A 17,703-nucleotide genomic window follows, 5' to 3' on the forward strand; every position below is an offset into this window, starting at 1 on the left:
CCGGTCTCATGCTTGCCCCAATTTAATTCAGCCGTCAAAGAAAATAATGGCCGCAATCGGCAAATCGTGGCATTCTCCTCTTGGAAGCCGGCGCAATAGCGTCCGATCCTGCGTCGACCCTGAAGGAATAGTTTCACAAGTGAACGATATGACCGAAACCGGGCCGGCCGAGCCGGCAGGCTGCGGCCCAAGGCTCAGGAAAGCCTCCGACAGCCGGCCGCTTCGGCTTCAGGTCTTCGAGGCCGTGCGCAGTCTTGGCTGCCTGCCTCGGGCCGAGATCGCGCGGGCGCTGGGGATCAGCGCCGCCTCGGTCACGGCGGTGACAGCAGATCTGATCAATGACGGCTTTCTCGAAGAGGGGGCAACCGCGCCCCCGCGCGACGCCGCACGCGGCCGCCCGCCCGTGGGTCTTGCAGTGACGGGGCGTGCAGGCTTCGTCATCGGGCTGAAACTCTCGGACGAGACCCATACCGCCATTCTCGCCGATTTCGCGGGCACGATCCTCGCCGAGATCGCCCACCCCACCTCGAACCTGCGCAAACCGCCCGCCCGGATCCTGTCGGAACTGGAGGCGCTGGTCGCGGCGCTCCTGTCTCAGGTGGCGCTGCCGCTTGATCAGGTGGCGGGGATCGGCATCGGCATCACGGGACTGGTCGATCATCACGCGGGCACGGTGCTCTGGTCTCCGATCCTCGACGGGCGTGACTTCGACCTGCGCGCCGCGGCGCGAAACAGGCTCGGCCGGCCGGTTTTCGTCGATAACGACGCCAACCTCCTGACGCTGTCCGAATTGTGGTTCGGCGCCGGGCGTGAACTGGACGATTTCGCCGTCGTCACGATCGAGAACGGCGTCGGCATGGGTGTTGTGATCGACAATGCCCTCTATCGCGGGGCGCGTGGCACCGGGCTCGAGCTGGGCCACACCAAGGTTCAGCTTGACGGGGCCTTGTGCCGCTGCGGGTGCCGGGGCTGTCTCGAGGCCTATCTGGCCGATTACGCGCTGGCGCGGGAGGCAGCGACGGCGCTTGGCCATTCGATCCGCGCCGAACACAGCCCCAACGCCATGCTCGACGCGCTTGGCGCCGCGGCCCGCGCGGGGGACGAGGCCGCGCAGTCGATCTTTCGGCGCGCGGGGCGCTATCTGGCCATCGGGCTGTCGAACGTGATCCAGATCTTCGATCCCGAGCTGATCATCGTCTCGAGCGACCGGATGACCCGCGACCATGCCGATCCCGAGGCGATCCTCGCCGATGTGGCCGCTTTGTCGCCCTCGGGCCGGCATCCGGGCGCCCGGGTCGAGATTCGCCCGCGCGGCGATTTCACCTGGGCCCGCGGCGGCGCGGCGCTGGCGCTTTCCGCGGTAACGGAACAGGTTCTGGAACGCGCCTGAGGTCTCCCGCGACGGATTCAGTCACACTTTTTCTGCTTTTGAATGCCTGATTGTGCAATTTTTTGATCCATACTTTCACTTTTCGAACATTCTTCGGAAATTGCGTGCCGCAGACGCTGCCCTCCATACAGGACGCCACACCACGACAAGCCGTTTGACGGAGCGGCAATCCCAAACTAGAACAAAAGAAGAACAAACAGAGATGCGAGTCGCCGTGACGTGTCTGCAAAACCGTCTGCCCCACCCCACGCGCTGCACCGCGCAACAGGCCGATGCCGCCCCGACCCTGTCGGAGGTGTTTCCCGTCCGGGCGACAGACGGGGCGGCGCCCGCCTTCGTTGCGGCTCACGTGACGCGCGCGGCGCGCGGCCCCGTCCTGTGGATACAGGACCGGCAGTCGATCCGCGAAACCGGCCGGCCCTACCTTGCGGGCTTTGCCCGCCCGCCCGAGATGCTCTGCCTTGTCGTGTCGCGCGCGGTCGATGTGCTCTGGGCCATGGAACAGGGGCTGGGCTGCGCGGCACTTTCGGCCGTGGTGGGCGAGATATGGGGCAATCCCCCGGCGCTCGACTTCACCGCCAGCAAACGTCTCGCGCTCAGGGCCGAGGCGCATGGCGTGCCGGCCTGGCTGATCCGGCGCGGGGCGGAGGCCGATCTGAGTGCGGCACGCGAACGCTGGCGGCTCTCCTCCCTGCCCTCGCTGACCGATCCGGACGATCCCCGCGCGCCGGGGCGGCCGCAATGGCGGGCGGAGCTGTTCCGCGCGCGCTGGCGGACGCCCGGCGACTGGGTGGTGCGCCATGACGCGGGCACGGGCGAGATCGTCTTTGACCATGGGGTGGCGCGCCCCGCGACGATTGACGAAACCGGGCGGCAGGCCGCCGGATAGGCACGGGGGCCACGGCTCATGAGCCGCGAGGACAAGCTGCCGGTCCTCGCCACCCTGCCCCGGCCCGCAAGACACCAGACCGAACCGGATCGCACGGCCCCCGCCGATCTGGCCCGGGCCATCGCCGCACTGCGCGAGGCCGAGGCCGCGATAACGGCGCCGGCCCCGCGCGATGGCGGCGATTTGCCCCGCCCGAACAGGACCGAAACCGACGACACCGATTTCACCCCCGTCGGCCCGCCCCGGCCGCGCTGGCGCGCCGGGCCGGACGCGCCCTCCGACATGGGCGCGGCAAGGCCCGGGCGGGCGGGTGTCGCCGCAGGCGCAGTTGCCCCGCCCGGGGACCGCGATCCGCTTGCCCGGCGGTTCCTGTCGCTGCACATGCCCGATTTCGCCATTGAGCGCTGGCAGCGGCATGCCGCCCGCACCAATGCCGAATTGCCGCAGGACATCCCCCACGCCCTCGCCATGGAAGGCCCGCACGGGCCGGTGATCCACGCGCTCAACCGGGCCGCCCGGCTTGCCGGCATCGAACTGGGGGCCCGCGTGGTCGACATGCGCGCGCTGGTGCCCGAACTGCGGCTCGATTACGCCGATCCCGGTGGCGATGCTGCGGCCCTCGAGCGGTTGATGCGCTGGTGCCGGCGCTGGTGCCCCTGGACGGTGGTGGACGGGCTGTCGATGCACGGCGCAGGCGTCGTGATGGACACGACCGGCTCGGATCACCTCTGGGGCGGCGAGGCGGCGATGCTGCGCGATATCGAGGCGCGGCTCTCCGCGCTCGGCATCTCGGCGCAGCTGGCCATCGCGCCCACCCGCGGCGCGGCCTGGGCGCTGGCGCGGCTGGGCGGGGTGCGCGAATGCTGCGCGGCGGACGAACTGGCCGCGCGCATGGCCCCCCTGCCCGTGGCCGCCCTCCGCCTGACGGGCGAGACGCGGCTTTTGCTGCAACGGCTGGGGCTCAAGACCGTGGGCGATCTGGCCGCCGTGCCGCGCCTGTCGCTGGCGCGGCGCTTTTCGCGCGCGGCGCTGCCGGAAAACCCGCTTCTCCGGCTCGACCAGATGATGGGACGGCTGGCGGAACCCGTGGCCTCGCCCGACGACCCGCCCCGCTTTGCCGTGCAATCCCAGCTGTCCGAGACGGTGATGGACCCGGTCCCCCTGATCCCCGGCCTCTGCGCCGAATTGTGCGAGGGGCTGGCCGCGGCGGGTTTTGGTGCGCGGCGCATCACGCTGACCATCTACCGCAGCGACGGCGAGGTCAGCGAGGCCGCGGCCGCCACCTCGCAACCCAGCCGCGACCCCGCCCATCTGGCGCGCCTGTTCGAGGGCAAGCTCGACCGGATCGACCCGGGCTTCGGCTTCGACCTGATCACGCTGGCCGCATCGCAGGCCGAAAAGATGACCACCGCGCAGGCCCGGCTGGACGGCGGGCCCGAGGCCGGGCCCGATACGGGCCGGCTGATCGACAGGCTTTCGGCGCGGTTCGGGGCGCAGGCGCTGCGCCGGCCCGCCATGCGCGAAAGCCACATCCCCGAGCGGCGCGAGGCCTGGGCGCCCGCCATGGCGGGTCTGCCCCGCCGGCCCGAACCCGCACCCCGCCCGCGCCCCCTGCGACTGCTGGAACCGCCCGAACAGGTGACCGTTGTTCATGCCGTCCCCGACGGGCCGCCCGCGCAATTCATCTGGCGTCGCCAGACCCACCGCGTCACCCGCTATGCCGGCCCCGAGCGGATCGCCCCGGAATGGTGGGCCGACAGGCCCGGCACCCGGCTGAGGGATTATTACCGGATCGAGGATCATCAGGGCGCGCGGTTCTGGATCTACCGCGAGGGCATCCTGGGCGATGGGCGCGGCGGCAGCCCGGATTGGTTCATTCACGGGATATTCGGATGAGGGCGCCGGATGACCCGCGACAAGGAGGTATGACCCGCCATGCCCGAGAATGACCATCAGCATCCGCGCCGGACCCTGCCGGAGGACGGGGTCTTTACCCGCAACGCCCGCGCGCCCTTTGTCGAACTGGGGCTCGCCTCGTGCTTTTCCTTCCTGCGCGGGGCCTCGGACGCGGTCGATCTGGTCCGGCAGGCCTGGCAGCTGGGCTATGACGCCCTGGGGATCGCCGATCTGAACACGCTCGCGGGCGTGGTGCGGCTTCATGTCGAGGCGCACAAGGCGCAGGTCCGGCCGCTTACCGGATGCCGGATCGGCCTTCTGACAGGGGAAGAATTCCTGGCCTATCCCACCGATCGCGAGGCCTATGGCCGGCTGTCGCGGCTTTTGTCGAAGGGCAAGATGCAGGATGCCGGGGGCGCGTGGCAGCAGAAGGGTATCTGCGACCTGGCGCTGGATGACCTCGCCCGCGAGGCCCATGGCCTGATCCTGATCGCGGTGCCGGGCGATGACATCACGGCCTTTGGCGAGGCGCTGCCACGGCTGGTCCGGCACCTGCCGGAGATGGGCCATATCGCGGCCTCCTACCTCTATCGCGGCGATGACCGGGCGCGGATCACCGCGCTCGACCGGCTGGCAAAGCGGCACGGACTGTCGATCCTGGCCACCAACGACGTGCTCTATCATGTGCCAGAGCGGCGCCCCCTGCAGGACGTGATGACCTGCATCCGCGAGAAATGCACCCTGACCGAGGCGGGCTTCCGGCTCGAACAGAATGCCGAGCGCCATCTCAAGGGCCCGGCCGAGATGATGCGCCTGTTCTCCGAATGGCCGCATGCGATCCGTGCCAGCCGCGAGATCGCCGACCGGATCACGTTCGACCTGTCGGAACTGGCCTATGAGTACCCCCGCGAGGTGATCCCCGAGGACATGTCACCGCAGGACTGGCTGGAAGAGCTGACATGGCGGGGCGCGGCCGAACGCTATCCGGACGGCGTGCCCGATGAGACGCGCGCCGTCCTGCGCAAGGAGCTGGCGATGATCGCCAAGCTCGATATCGCGCGTTATTTCCTGACGATCCACGACATCATCAAGTTCGCCCGCGAAGACCTTGAAAAGCCTATTCTTTGCCAGGGTCGCGGCTCGGCCGCAAATTCGGCGGTCTGCTATGTTCTGGGGATCACCGCCGTCGATCCGGCGCAGCACCAGCTGCTGTTCGAACGCTTCATCTCGGAAGAGCGGAAGGAACCGCCCGATATCGACGTCGATTTCGAACACGAGCGCCGCGAAGAGGTGATCCAGCACATCTATGACAAATATGGCCGCGATCGCGCGGGGCTCTGCGCCACGGTGATCCATTACCGACCCCGCTCGGCCATCCGCGAGGTCGGCAAGGTGATGGGCCTGTCGGAGGATGTGACGGGCGCGCTGGCCAAGACGATCTGGGGGTCGTGGGGCAAGGATGTAGCCGAAGGCCACGTGGCCGAGGCCGGGCTCGACCTGTCGGACCCGGTCTTGCGGCGCACGATCATCCTGGCCCGGCAGCTGATCGGGATGCCGCGCCACCTGAGCCAGCATGTGGGCGGCTTCATCCTGACAGAACGCCCCCTGACCGAGACGGTGCCCATCGGCAATGGCGCGATGCCGGACCGGTCCTTCATCGAATGGGACAAGGACGATATCGACGCACTGGGGATCCTGAAGGTGGATATCCTCGCGCTTGGAATGCTGACGTGCATCCGCAAGGCATTCGACATGATTTCAGCGCATTACGGGGAGGAGTTCACCCTCGCCACCACCCCGCGCGAAGACCCCCGCGTCTACGAGATGCTGTGCCGGGGCGACAGCGTGGGCGTGTTCCAGGTGGAAAGCCGCGCACAGATGAACATGCTGCCGCGCCTGCGCCCGCGGGAATTCTACGACCTCGTGATCGAGGTCGCCATCGTGCGCCCGGGCCCGATCCAGGGCGATATGGTCCACCCCTATCTGCGCCGCCGCAACGGCGAGGAAGCGGTGGACTATCCCGCGCCCGGCGCGCCCCATGATCCGGCCGAGCTGAAGAACATCCTCGGCCGGACGCTGGGTGTGCCGATCTTTCAGGAACAGGCGATGAAGATCGCGATCGAGGCCGCGGAATTCAGCCCCGCCGAGGCCAATGAGCTGCGCAAGGCCATGGCCACCTTCCGGTCCAAGGGCACGATCGGGCTTCTGGAGGAAAAGATGGTGGGCCGGATGGTGGCGCGCGGCTATGACGAGGATTTCGCGCGGCGCTGTTTCAACCAGATCAAGGGCTTTGGCGAATACGGCTTTCCCGAAAGCCACGCGGCCAGTTTCGCGCATCTGGTCTATGTCTCCAGCTGGCTGAAATGTCATTATCCTGCAGTGTTTTGCGCGGCACTTCTCAACTCGCAGCCGATGGGGTTCTACGCGCCCGCGCAGATCGTGCGCGATGCCCGCGAACACGGGGTGACGGTGCGGCCGCCGGATGTGAACTTCTCGGATTGGGACAATACGCTTGAACCGGTGGGCGCGGGCGCATTCGCCGTCCGGCTGGGCTTCCGACAGGTCACCGGCCTGCGCGAGGATGTGGCGGCCCGGATCATGGCCGCGCGTGAGGCGCCCTATCGCGATCTGGCCGATCTCAAGGCCCGCGCGGGCATCAGCGCCGCCCATATCCGCAGGCTGGCCGAGGCCGATGCCATGCGCTCGATGTTCATCGACCGCAGGCAGGCCCTGTGGGAGGCCAAGGGCCTGCGCGACGCGCCCGACCTGCCGCTTTTCCGTGAGACCCGCGACGAGGGGGCCGAACGGCCCGTCGCCCTGCCCGCCATGCCCGTCTGCGAACAGGTGGTGGCCGATTACCAGACGCTCAGGCTCAGCCTGAAGGCGCATCCCATGGCCTTTCTGCGCAAGAGCCTGACGAAATCCGGCTATGCCACCGCGCGCAGCCTGCACGACAGCCGCGACAGGCAGAAGGTCCGGCTTGCGGGCCTTGTCCTGATCCGGCAGCGCCCCGGCAGCGCGAACGGCGTCTGTTTCATCACGCTCGAGGACGAGACGGGCGTCGCCAACCTTGTCGTCTGGCCCAAGGTGATGGAGCAGTATCGCAAGGTCGTCATGCAATCGCGGCTTCTGGCGGTGCATGGCTATATCCAGCGCGACGTGGAGATCATCCACCTTGTCGCCACCCATCTTGAGGATCGGTCCGACGCGCTGTTGCGGTTGTCACCCGACGGGTTGAAACCCGCCATCGCCCATGCCGACGAGGTCAACCGTCCCGTTCAGGGCCGGCTTGCCGCGCCGACCTCGCGCCACCCCAGAGACGCCGCGATCATCCCCAAGAGCCGGGATTTCCACTAGACACCAGAAACCCGGTCTTGGGCATGACCGCCCCGTCCGGCCGCAAGCCCCGATCCACGGCTCACGACGGCATCGCAGGACACGCCGACCCCGAAATGCCGCAACCGGGGCACAGACGAGACACCGGCCCATCCGATCGCGTGACCTCCCCCCGAGATTGCGTTAAGGGACGCGAGACCCCTGTTTCCTTTCTGATATCGGACGCTTTTTCATGACCCGCGCCTATGCCATCGGCGACATTCACGGCCATCTTGATCTGCTGGTGCAGGCCCATGCCCTGATCGCCGCCGATCGCGCCGAAACGGGCGACATGTCCGCCCCGGTGATCCATCTGGGCGACCTGATCGATCGCGGCCCCGAAAGCGCCGAAGTGCTGGAATACCTCGTGGCCGGCACGATGAACGGCAAGCCGTGGATCACGATCAAGGGCAACCACGATTACATGTTCGAGCTGTTCCTTCGCGACCCCGTGTCAAAGGATCCGGGGCTGCGGGCGGATCTGAGCTGGCTAGATCCCCGCCTCGGCGGCGACACGACGCTGGCGAGCTACGGGATCGAGGTCACGCCCGAACGTGATCCGGCCGAGATCTGGTCCGAGGCGCAGGATCGTGTCCCCGACAGCCACCGCGCCTTCATCGAGGGCCTGCCCCTGACGCATCAGATCCCCGGTATCCTCTTCGTTCACGCGGGGATCCGCCCCGGCATCCCGATCGGGGAGCAGGATCCCACCGACCTGATGTGGATCCGGCGCGATTTTCACGGTCACAAACGCGATCTGGGGGTGCTGGTCGTGCATGGCCACACGCCCGTGGACGAACCGATGCATTATGGCAACCGGGTCAACCTCGACACCGGGGCGGCCTATGGCGGGCCGCTGACGGCGGCCATCTTCGAGGATGATCGCATCTTCATCCTGACCCCGGAAGGCCGCGTCGCGCTCCGCCCACCCGCGGATACCTAGAAGGTGTTGATTTCCGGCCCCAATCGCAGGCCCGTTGCCGCCGGGTCTTGGCGCGTCACCGCCAAGCGCCTATAGCAAGACCGACCATCGCCCGAGGACGCTCCACATGCGACGCGCACAGATCACGAGACAGACCGCCGAAACCGACATCTCCGTCGAGATCGATCTCGACGGAACCGGCACCTATGACAACAGCACCGGCATCGGTTTCTTCGACCACATGCTCGACCAGCTGTCACGGCATTCGCTGATCGACATGACCGTGCGCTGCAAGGGCGATCTGCATATCGACGACCATCACAGCGTCGAGGATGTGGGCATCGCGCTGGGCCAGGCCCTGGCGCAGGCGCTTGGCGACAAGACCGGCATCCGCCGCTATGGCGAATGCGTCCTGCCGATGGATGACGCGCAGGTGGCCTGCGCGCTCGATCTGTCGGGGCGGCCCTACCTGATCTGCACGCTGGACATGCCCACCGCCAAGATCGGCACCTTCGATACGGAACTGGTGCGCGAATTCTTTCAGGCACTGTCGACCCATGGTGCCATCACGCTGCACATAGATCAGCGTCATGGCATCAACAGCCACCATATCGCCGAGGCCGCGTTCAAGGCCGTGGCCCGCGCGCTGCGCATGGCCATCGAGACCGATCCCCGCAAGGCCGACGCGATTCCATCGACCAAGGGCAGCCTATGAGCCTGACGGCGGTTCTGGATTACGACAGCGGCAACCTGCACTCGGCGCAGAAGGCGTTCGAGAGGATGTCGCGCGAGGTGGGCGGCGGCGATGTCATCGTCACATCGGACCCCGACGTGGTGGCCCGCGCCGACCGGATCGTCCTGCCCGGCGATGGCGCCTTTCCTGCCTGCAAACGCGCGCTCGACGCGGTGCCCGGTCTGGCGGATGCGATGCGCGAGGCCGTCGAGGTCAAGGGCCGGCCCTTCCTCGGCATCTGTGTCGGCATGCAGATGCTGGCCACGCGCGGCCACGAATACGAACTGACTGACGGTTTCGGCTGGATCGAGGGCGAGATCACGCGGATCGAACCGGCAGATGACGCGCTTAAGGTGCCGCATATGGGCTGGAACGATCTGGTGATCGACGCGCCCCACCCGGTGCTCGACGGAATTGCCACGGGCGATCACGCCTATTTCGTGCATGGCTGGGCCATGCGGGTTGCGAAACCCGAAGAGCTGCTGGCCCATGTCGATTATGCCGGCAACATCACCGCGATCGTCGGGCGCGACAATATCGTGGGCACCCAGTTCCACCCCGAGAAAAGCCAGGCGACGGGCCTGCGGCTGATCGCGAACTTCCTGACCTGGGCGCCCTGACGCGACTGTCTATTGGGCGCGCTGCCAGGTGCCGCCGTCGCGGCAGATGCCCAGGACACACCCCGACACCGACAGCGTGTCGCCCTGCAACCTCAGACGTGAATTGTAGGTCTGGTCCCGGTCGGGCGACCAGACCTTGCCGCGGTATTCACCGCCACCCTGCGCCTGCGTTTCGGATATGATCAGACGGCCGACATTGGGCGACGAGACCTGTGCACCGCCCCCGTCGAACGCCGCGACCAGCGTACCGCACAGCGCGGTGCCGCAAGGCGCCACCTCGATCAGGCCGGTATTTCCATTGTCGTCCGGCGCCGTCCGCCAGGTGCCTTCCAGCGGATCGGCGAGCGCGGCCCCGGCCGACAGGACAAGAACCGCGAGGGCGGCTGCGATTGCTTTTGGTGTCATGGAGTCCTCCTCTTTGGCCGCAGCCTTATCCGTAGCGGGCCACTTGGCAAGAATGACGCCGGGTCGCGTTGCATCCGCATGCGCGCGGGGCCATAAGGCCCGCGACCAACGCACAGGGACAGACAGATGATCCTTTACCCCGCCATCGACCTCAAGGACGGTCAGGCCGTCCGGCTTCTGCGCGGCGACATGGACAAGGCCACCGTGTTCAGCGATGCCCCCGGCGAGCAGGCCCGCAAGTTTCAGGAGGCAGGCTGCGACTGGCTCCACCTCGTCGATCTGAACGGCGCCTTCGCGGGCAGCCCGGTCAACGGCGCGGCTGTCGAGGCAATCCTTGCGGCCACCTCGATCCCCACGCAGCTGGGCGGCGGCATCCGCGACATGGCCACCATCGACATGTGGATCGACAAGGGCATCGCCCGGGTGATCCTCGGCACCGTTGCGGTCGAGAACCCCGATCTGGTGCGCGAGGCGGCAACGGCCCACCCCGGCCGCATCGCCGTGGGAATCGACGCGCGCGGCGGCAAGGTGGCCACACGCGGCTGGGCTGAAGAGACGAACGTCAATGCCACCGACCTTGCGCGCAGCTACGAAGACGCGGGCGTGGCCGCGATCATCTATACAGACATCGACCGCGATGGCGCGATGGGCGGGCCCAACGTCGCCGCGACCGAGGCGCTGGCGCGTGCGGTTTCGATCCCGGTGATCGCGTCGGGCGGCGTGTCGTGCATCGACGATCTGACACGGCTCAAGGCAACGGGCGTGATCTCGGGCGCCATCTCGGGCCGCGCGCTTTATGACGGCGCGCTCGATCTGGGCGCGGCACTGGCGCTGCTGCGCGAACCGGCCGCGTGATCGCAGCCCCTCGGCGCGCGCTTGCCCGGGGGGACACAACGGTCTAGGGAAATCCCATGTTGAAATCGCGCATCATCCCCTGTCTCGACGTGGCCGACGGCCGCGTGGTGAAAGGCGTAAATTTCGTCGATCTGGTGGATGCGGGCGATCCGGTGGACGCGGCGCGCGCCTATGATGCGGCGGGCGCGGATGAGCTATGCTTTCTCGACATTCACGCGACCCATGAAAACCGCGGCACCATGTTCGATCTGGTGACCCGCACGGCAGAGACGGTCTTCATGCCGTTCACCGTGGGCGGCGGGGTCCGGACGCATGAGGACGTGCGCGCGCTGCTGTTGGCCGGTGCTGACAAGGTCAGCTTCAATTCCGCCGCCGTCGCCAACCCCGATGTCCTGACCGAGGCCGCGTTGCGGTTCGGCTCGCAATGCATCGTCTGCGCGATCGACGCCAAGACGGTCGAGCCCGGCCGGTGGGAGATCTTCACCCATGGCGGGCGCAGACCGACGGGGGTCGACGCGGTCGAATTCGCGATCACCGCGGCGGCCAAGGGCGCGGGCGAGATCCTTCTGACCTCGATGGATCGGGACGGCACCAAGGCGGGCTTCAACATCCCCCTCACCCGCGCGATCGCGGATGCCGTCGACATCCCCGTCATCGCAAGCGGCGGTGTCGGCACGCTCGATCACCTCGTCGAGGGCGTGACCGAAGGCGGGGCGAGCGCGGTTCTGGCCGCCTCGATCTTCCATTTCGGCACCTACACCATCGCCGAGGCCAAGGCCCATATGGCCGCGGCCGGCATTCCCATGAGGCTGACATGAGCATCGCGGCCCTTGCCCGCACCATCGCCGCGCGTGCGGATGCCGACCCGTCCGAAAGCTGGACGGCCAAGCTCCTCGCGAATCCGGAAAAGGCCGCCGAGAAATTCGGCGAAGAGGCGGTCGAGGCGATCATCGAGGCCGTGAAGAACGACCCCGAACGCCTGACCTCCGAAGCGGCGGATGCGATCTATCACCTTCTGGTCATGTGCGCGGCCCGCGGCGTGACGCTCGGTGATATCGAGGCCGAACTGACCCGGCGCGACGGCACCTCGGGCCTCGCCGAAAAGGCCGCTCGCAAGGGCGGCTAGAACCGGCCCGGCAGTTTCGACGATATCCGACCGGTGGCAAAGCCGCCCATCCGCAATTCGCCGGCAAGGCGCTGGTATTCCTGTTTCGGGCACAGATCCTCGATCACCGTCACGTCACGCGCGCGCGCCATGTCGGCGGCCTCGGCGTTGCGCACGCCGATCTGCATCCAGACGGTTCCCAGCCCGGGCCAGAGCGACAGCGCCTCTTCCACGATAGGCGGCACCGCCTCGGACCGGCGAAAGATGTCGACCATGTCGATCTCGGCCTCGATCTCGGAGAGCGAGGCGCGAACCGTTTCCCCGAACAGCACCTGACCCGCCGCCTTGGGATTGACGCCGATCACCCGGTATCCGCGCTGCGTCAGGTAACGGCCCACGAAATATGAGGCGCGCAGCGGATCGGGCGAGGCCCCGACAAGGGCGATCGTCCGGGTCCGGTCAAAGACGGCGCGCAGGATAGCATCGGAAGGTTTCATCCCACAGATGTGCCCGAGTTTCGGCCCGCCGAAAAGTCCCGCAGACGAAAAAGCGCCCGAAGGGAGGACCTCCGGGCGCACAGGTGCGGAACGAGGGACAGTGAAACCGAATGGACCTGTTCCTGGGGCCCATTCTTGACATTTACATAGGAACGCCCCTGCCGCGGTGAAAGATCCTGCTCATGAAACTGTGATCAGCGCACGGGCTGAGCCCAAGGGCTCATGCATCAAGGATCGAAGGCCAGTGGCCGTCGGCACTCTGGATGTTGCCCGGTATGTCGCGGGACCAGCGATCCCGGATCGACAGGCTGTAGTTGAGGTAAAGCCGGTCTTCGTGGATCGTCCAGGCCTCGGGGACAGACGAGGCGATATACCCGCGCGACATCGCGAAGGCGCAGTAGCCGCCGTATTGCGGTGCATAAGCGGTGGGGTTCATCTCGAACCGTTCCATGTTGGCCGCGCTCGCAAAGTGCCAGATCGCGCCATCCCACATCAGCGCGTGATCCGCTTTGCCCTGCACGGGCGCGCCCTCGGTGAAGAAGGCCACGGGATCGGCGCCACGGATCGCGATGCCCCCATCAGAGAAGACCGGCGGTTCCGACGCCATCGCGGGGCGGGTCAGCAGGGAAAGGGCCGGAAGGGCAAGCGAAGCCCCGAGAAGGGCGCGGCGGGTCAGCATCTGTCTTTCTCCGTCAATGATCCGTGTCGAGGATCAAGATGGGCGAATCCCTGCCGCCTGCAAAGCCGCCTCGCCAAGGCGTGACAACACGCGATGAATTGTTTCAGTCGAAGATATCCTCGACCACGTCGAATATCTCCTCGAGGAACTTACGCCGGAAGCTTTTCTTTTTCTTGGGTTTCTTATGGTAGCGATCCGGCGTTTTCGCCATCGCCCGCTCATGCGAGGACAGGCCCGGACGGGGCGTATGGGCTTGCTGCACCGGGCGCGGCTCGTCGCGTTTCGGTAACATTTTCAGATCGTGAAGCTGCGCCCCGCAGGCAGCGCAACTCAGTTCATGCCGGGTCTTCCCGGTCAGAACCAGCGCGGCGCGCGTGCCGCAGTAGCAGCAGGTTGCGATCTTTGTTCCGTTCATGTCGTGCCGTCACCCCGTATCGGACCTTGTCTTGTGGCATATAGGGAGACCGCCGCCGCATTCGAGACGTTGAGCGAACCGAATGCACCGGCTGCGTCAATTCGGACAAGGTAATCGCAGGTCTCGCGGGTCCGTTCGCGCAGGCCCGGCCCCTCGGCCCCGAGAACAAGGGCCACCGGGCGATCCTCGTGGCCCGCCATGGCCGCAGCAATCGTCAACTCGGCCTCACCGTCAAGACCGAGGACGAGGTAGCCCATCGCCTTGAGCGCCTCCATCGTCTCGGCAAGGTTGCGGACCCGCAGATAGGGTTGCCGTTCCAGCGCGCCGCTGGCCGTCTTTGCAAGCGCGCCGGTTTCGGGCGCGGCATGGCGCTGAACGCCGATCACGGCGCGCGCGCCGAACACCTCGGCCGAGCGCAGGATCGCGCCCACGTTGTGCGGATCGCTGACCCGGTCGAGCAGGACGATGCGCGCAGGATCGACACCGCGGGAGGTCGCCACCTCCTCGAGGCTGCCCCAGTCGAGGGGCCGCACCTCCAGCGCCGCGCCCTGATGAACCGAGCCCGGATCAATCGGCGCAGGGAACTTTCGCGGATCGGCGATTTCGGGTTCGATGCCGGCCGCGGCGATCGCCTCTTCCAGCCGTGCGGCCGCATTGCGCGTCACGATAAGGCGCAGCCGCTCGCGTCGCGGGTTCATCAGCGCGTCCCGCACCGCATGAAGCCCGAACAGCCAGACCGTCTCATTGGCGGCGGCGCGTTTGGCCTGTTCCTTTTCCACGACCCATTTCGGCTTTTTCATCGGCGGATTCCCTTGTTTGCTCAGGCTTGTGCGCCCCAAGGCCGCCGGGTGCAAGGTTCTGACGGATTTTCCGTGTTGGCGCGTCTTGACGGGCCGCACCGCTTTGCATATTCACCCGCTGTTCGCGCGGGCAACCGGCGAATAGTGGGCGACAGGCCGCAAGGTGTGGCAGGGGACTGTAACTCCCTCGCGGAGACGCACGCCTGGTTCGATTCCAGGGTCGCCCACCACTTTCATCCTGAAAATGATCTGGCTTCAGCACCCACGCGGTGTTTTTTGCGCGAAGACACGACCTGTGGTTGTGTCTTATGCCTGCGAAATTCTTCGATTGTTGAAACAATCGGCAAAGATCCGAACTCTTGGTCAGGAAGGTGCGGTTTTCCGGACCTTCCTTGACGTTGCGTCACGAAAAGACTGGATCGAAAGTGTGCAAATGATGTAACTTTAGTTAGCCCGCGTGATTTCCGCAGGGGCGATGGGTCGTCACAACATTGACTTTTTTGTCGTTAATTAGCTGCGTTTGCCAGCCCCAAAACCGGGAGTGATTTGATGTCTCTTGATCTGAGTGGCGCCTCTGCCCGCGCCAATTTCGATAAGCCTGTTGATGTCTTGATTTGCGGTGGCGGATTCGCCGGTCTGACGCTCGCGATACAGATCCGCCGCGAAGTTCCCGGGGCGACGGTCGCGATCCTCGACAAACTGGAACGTCCCTTCCCCGAAGCGGCATTCAAGATCGGAGAGTCGACCGTCGAACTGGCCGCGCATTACATGCGCGACATCCTCGGGCTTGCCGACTACATGGATGATCGTCATCTCAGAAAACTGGGGCTGCGGTTCTTCTTCAAGGATGACGATTCGAAAGACTTCGCCGACCGCCCCGAAGTGGGCCTGTCGAAATTCGCGACCGTCCCGTCATACCAGATCGACAGGGGCCGGTTCGAGAATGACCTGCGCGCCATGGTCGAAGATATGGGCGTGCAGCTGATCGAGGGCGCCCGGATCGAAACGATCGAAATCAACGAGCGTGATCAACCGCACAAGGTCACGTTCTTCCGCGATGCGGACGGTCCCGACCTTCAGGAGATGGAATGCCGCTGGGTCGTCGATGCCGCAGGACGGATGCGCATGATCCAGCGTCAGCTGGGTCTGGGCAAACGGCGCGAGGCCGATCACCACGCCGTCTGGTTCCGGGTCGAGGGCCGCGTCGACATGGACGACCTCGTTCCGCGCGAGAATACGGAATGGCATGACCGGGTCCCCGGCGAAATCCGGTATTTCTCGACCAATCACCTCGTCGATACCGGCTACTGGGTCTGGATCATTCCGCTGTCGTCCGGCTACACCAGCGTGGGCATCGTGGCCGACAAGGCCTATCACCCGCTCGAAACCTTCCGGACACGCGAAAAGTCGCGTGAATGGCTGGAACAGAACGAGCCCGATTTCGCCAAGCTGATCGCCGACAAGGAATTCGTCGATTTCGGCGTCATGCGCGCCTACAGCCACACCTCCGACAAGGTGTTCTCGGCCGACCGCTGGGCCTGCACCGGCGATGCCGGCGTTTTCGCCGATCCGATGTATGCCCCCGGCGCCGACCTGATCGCCTTTGCCAATTGCTGCATTTCGCATCTGGTCGCCAAGGATATGACAGGCGAACTCACGGATGCGGATGTCGAAGAGAAAAGCCGTTTCGTGATCTCGTTCGGGGAGCTTCTGACGCGCTCGATCCAGATCAACTATCACCTGCTGGGTCATCCCAACGTGATGGCGGCCAAGCTGTTCTGGGATATCCTCGCGGGCTGGTCCTTTGTGCAGCCGTTGTTCTTCGGGCAAACCTTCCTCGACGGCCAGAAACACAAGACCGTGCGCGCGGTTAGCCGCAACTTCTTCTACATGTCGCTTCAGATGAACAACTTCTTCGGTGACTGGGCGGCAAAGGGCGGCAAGGGCGATATCGGTTACAAGTGGATCGACTATTTCGCCGTCGACGAAGTGCGCCGGATGCGCGACCGGAACCTCAAGGCCGGGAAGTCCGTCGACGAACTGGTCGAGGATCAGAAACTGAACATGAAGCTGGTCGAAGAGATGGCCATCGTGCTGTTCCGTATCGCGGTCAGGGATTGCCATCCCGAACTCTATCACAAGGTCGCTGATACCTGGATCAACGCCTGGGCCATCAGCCTCGACCCGTCCACATGGGAAGAGCGCGGGCTGTTCAAGCCAACGACAGAGCCGCGCGATCTATCCCATTTCGAGGAACCCCTTTACCAGCTGTTCAACCTCAGCGTGGTTGAAGAAGCCGCCTGAAGGACGCCCGCGAAACCAATGAATGCGCCGGTCCGCAAGGCTGGCGCATTGTCGCGATTGGGCCTTTCGCCTTGCCCAGACCCGGCTCCCCGAATAGGTCTGGGCCATCGTAGATCTACCCGTTTGGAACTGTCATGGATTTGAAGATCATAGGCGCCGGTTTCGGCCGTACTGGAACCTCCTCCGTACGGGAGGCCCTCGGCGATCTGGGGTACAATTGTTACCACATGTCCGAGGTGCTTTTCAGCGCCGATCGAAAATCGGATATCGATTTCTGGCGGTCGGCATGGGCCACGGAAGACCGCAGCAAGATCGACTGGAGCAAGCTCTATGAGGGCTTCGACGCAACGATCGATTTCCCCGGTTCGGCGTTCTGGAAAGAGCTTTCCGAGGCGTTCCCCGACTCGAAGGTCATCCTCACGCATCATCCCAAGGGCCCCGAGGGATGGTATGAAAGCACGATCAACACGATTTATGGCGGCATGGGGCCGGCGGGAAGCACCGAATTCGGCCGCAAGGTCAACGACCTGATGAACGAGATCGTCTGGGAAGGGATGCTGCGCGGCACCATGGACGATCGCGATGCCGCAATCGCACGCTACAACGAACACACTCAGGAAGTGATGGACACGATCCCCGCCGACCGGCTTCTGGTGTTCAGCGCCGATCAGGGATGGGGCCCGCTGACCAAATTCCTTGGTGTCGATTATCGCGAGGGCGCCTTCCCCAAGACCAACGACCGCGAGGCCATGGCCCGCACGGTCGCACGGCTCAAGCGGATGAAGGAATTCGGCCGCTCGAAGGGGTGATCCGGCCGA

At 65.7% G+C, this 17,703-nt stretch carries 17 protein-coding genes and 1 tRNA gene; 13 read left to right on the forward strand and 5 right to left on the reverse strand.

Annotated features, from left to right (window positions below; genetic code table 11):
* Positions 1–148 precede the first annotated feature (148 nt).
* The 7 genes from EP376_RS14450 (at position 149) to hisH (ending at position 9,825) form a co-directional block, all read left to right on the forward strand.
* Complete coding sequence (locus EP376_RS14450) at positions 149–1,390, forward strand: ROK family protein (RefSeq protein ID WP_127656462.1); 1,242 nt, start codon at positions 149–151, stop codon at positions 1,388–1,390.
* Between the two features lie 214 nt (positions 1,391–1,604).
* The gene (locus EP376_RS14455; RefSeq protein ID WP_338068405.1) at positions 1,605–2,279 is read left to right on the forward strand and encodes an ImuA family protein; all 675 of its coding nucleotides are present in this window, start codon (positions 1,605–1,607) and stop codon (positions 2,277–2,279) included.
* A gap of 18 nt (positions 2,280–2,297) precedes the next feature.
* Positions 2,298–4,175: a DinB/UmuC family translesion DNA polymerase gene (locus tag EP376_RS14460; RefSeq protein WP_127656323.1), complete on the forward strand. Its 1,878-nt coding sequence runs from the start codon at positions 2,298–2,300 to the stop codon at positions 4,173–4,175.
* A gap of 39 nt (positions 4,176–4,214) precedes the next feature.
* Positions 4,215–7,532 carry an error-prone DNA polymerase gene (locus tag EP376_RS14465; protein ID WP_127656324.1) on the forward strand — a complete coding sequence of 1,106 codons (3,318 nt, stop codon included), beginning with the start codon at positions 4,215–4,217 and terminating at the stop codon, positions 7,530–7,532.
* 211 nt (positions 7,533–7,743) lie between these two features.
* Positions 7,744–8,493, forward strand: a complete 750-nt coding sequence (locus EP376_RS14470; protein ID WP_127656325.1) for a metallophosphoesterase — start codon at positions 7,744–7,746, stop codon at positions 8,491–8,493.
* Positions 8,494–8,599: 106 nt separating this feature from the next.
* A complete protein-coding gene (gene hisB / locus EP376_RS14475) occupies positions 8,600–9,187 on the forward strand; it encodes an imidazoleglycerol-phosphate dehydratase HisB (protein WP_127656326.1) in 588 nt (195 codons plus the stop codon).
* Positions 9,184–9,825, forward strand: a complete 642-nt coding sequence (hisH, locus tag EP376_RS14480) for an imidazole glycerol phosphate synthase subunit HisH (protein ID WP_127656327.1) — start codon at positions 9,184–9,186, stop codon at positions 9,823–9,825. The genes hisB and hisH overlap by 4 nt, the downstream gene beginning before the upstream one ends.
* Positions 9,826–9,834: 9 nt before the next feature.
* Here the strand turns inward: hisH and EP376_RS14485 are convergent, their stop codons facing one another.
* The gene (locus EP376_RS14485) at positions 9,835–10,230 is read right to left on the reverse strand and encodes a DUF2147 domain-containing protein (protein WP_127656328.1); all 396 of its coding nucleotides are present in this window, start codon (positions 10,228–10,230) and stop codon (positions 9,835–9,837) included.
* A gap of 126 nt (positions 10,231–10,356) precedes the next feature.
* Between EP376_RS14485 and hisA the strand changes: the two genes are divergently transcribed.
* Genes hisA through EP376_RS14500 form a run of 3 tightly spaced genes read left to right on the forward strand, consistent with a single transcriptional unit; the run spans position 10,357 to position 12,211 of the window.
* Positions 10,357–11,085: a 1-(5-phosphoribosyl)-5-[(5-phosphoribosylamino)methylideneamino]imidazole-4-carboxamide isomerase gene (hisA, locus tag EP376_RS14490; protein ID WP_127656329.1), complete on the forward strand. Its 729-nt coding sequence runs from the start codon at positions 10,357–10,359 to the stop codon at positions 11,083–11,085.
* Positions 11,086–11,141: 56 nt separating this feature from the next.
* Positions 11,142–11,903, forward strand: a complete 762-nt coding sequence (hisF, locus tag EP376_RS14495) for an imidazole glycerol phosphate synthase subunit HisF (RefSeq protein WP_127656330.1) — start codon at positions 11,142–11,144, stop codon at positions 11,901–11,903.
* Complete coding sequence (locus tag EP376_RS14500) at positions 11,900–12,211, forward strand: phosphoribosyl-ATP diphosphatase (protein ID WP_127656331.1); 312 nt, start codon at positions 11,900–11,902, stop codon at positions 12,209–12,211. The genes hisF and EP376_RS14500 overlap by 4 nt, the downstream gene beginning before the upstream one ends.
* Here EP376_RS14500 and EP376_RS14505 read toward each other — a convergent pair.
* The 4 genes from EP376_RS14505 to rlmB form a co-directional block, all read right to left on the reverse strand.
* On the reverse strand, positions 12,208–12,687 hold the full coding sequence (locus tag EP376_RS14505; protein WP_127656332.1) for a CoA-binding protein: 480 nt from the start codon (positions 12,685–12,687) through the stop codon (positions 12,208–12,210). The genes EP376_RS14500 and EP376_RS14505 overlap by 4 nt on opposite strands.
* Before the next feature lie 220 nt (positions 12,688–12,907).
* Positions 12,908–13,366, reverse strand: coding sequence for a YHS domain-containing (seleno)protein (locus EP376_RS14510; protein WP_127656333.1), 459 nt, complete (start codon positions 13,364–13,366; stop codon positions 12,908–12,910).
* A 103-nt stretch (positions 13,367–13,469) separates the two neighbouring features.
* Positions 13,470–13,781, reverse strand: a complete 312-nt coding sequence (locus EP376_RS14515) for a hypothetical protein (RefSeq protein ID WP_127656334.1) — start codon at positions 13,779–13,781, stop codon at positions 13,470–13,472.
* Positions 13,778–14,581: a 23S rRNA (guanosine(2251)-2'-O)-methyltransferase RlmB gene (gene rlmB, locus EP376_RS14520; RefSeq protein WP_127656335.1), complete on the reverse strand. Its 804-nt coding sequence runs from the start codon at positions 14,579–14,581 to the stop codon at positions 13,778–13,780. The genes EP376_RS14515 and rlmB overlap by 4 nt, the downstream gene beginning before the upstream one ends.
* A gap of 146 nt (positions 14,582–14,727) precedes the next feature.
* On the opposite strand from rlmB, the gene EP376_RS23025 reads away from it, so the two are divergent.
* The 3 genes from EP376_RS23025 to EP376_RS14530 all read left to right on the forward strand — a co-directional run bounded on the left by EP376_RS23025 (position 14,728) and on the right by EP376_RS14530 (position 17,694).
* Positions 14,728–14,811: transfer RNA gene (locus EP376_RS23025), tRNA-Tyr, on the forward strand.
* A 319-nt stretch (positions 14,812–15,130) separates the two neighbouring features.
* The gene (locus EP376_RS14525) at positions 15,131–16,885 is read left to right on the forward strand and encodes an NAD(P)/FAD-dependent oxidoreductase (RefSeq protein ID WP_127656336.1); all 1,755 of its coding nucleotides are present in this window, start codon (positions 15,131–15,133) and stop codon (positions 16,883–16,885) included.
* 134 nt (positions 16,886–17,019) lie between these two features.
* Positions 17,020–17,694, forward strand: coding sequence for a sulfotransferase family protein (locus EP376_RS14530; RefSeq protein WP_127656337.1), 675 nt, complete (start codon positions 17,020–17,022; stop codon positions 17,692–17,694).
* Positions 17,695–17,703 lie beyond the last annotated feature (9 nt).

This window comes from Alexandriicola marinus (genome assembly GCF_004000435.1).
Lineage (GTDB): Bacteria > Pseudomonadota > Alphaproteobacteria > Rhodobacterales > Rhodobacteraceae > Alexandriicola > Alexandriicola marinus.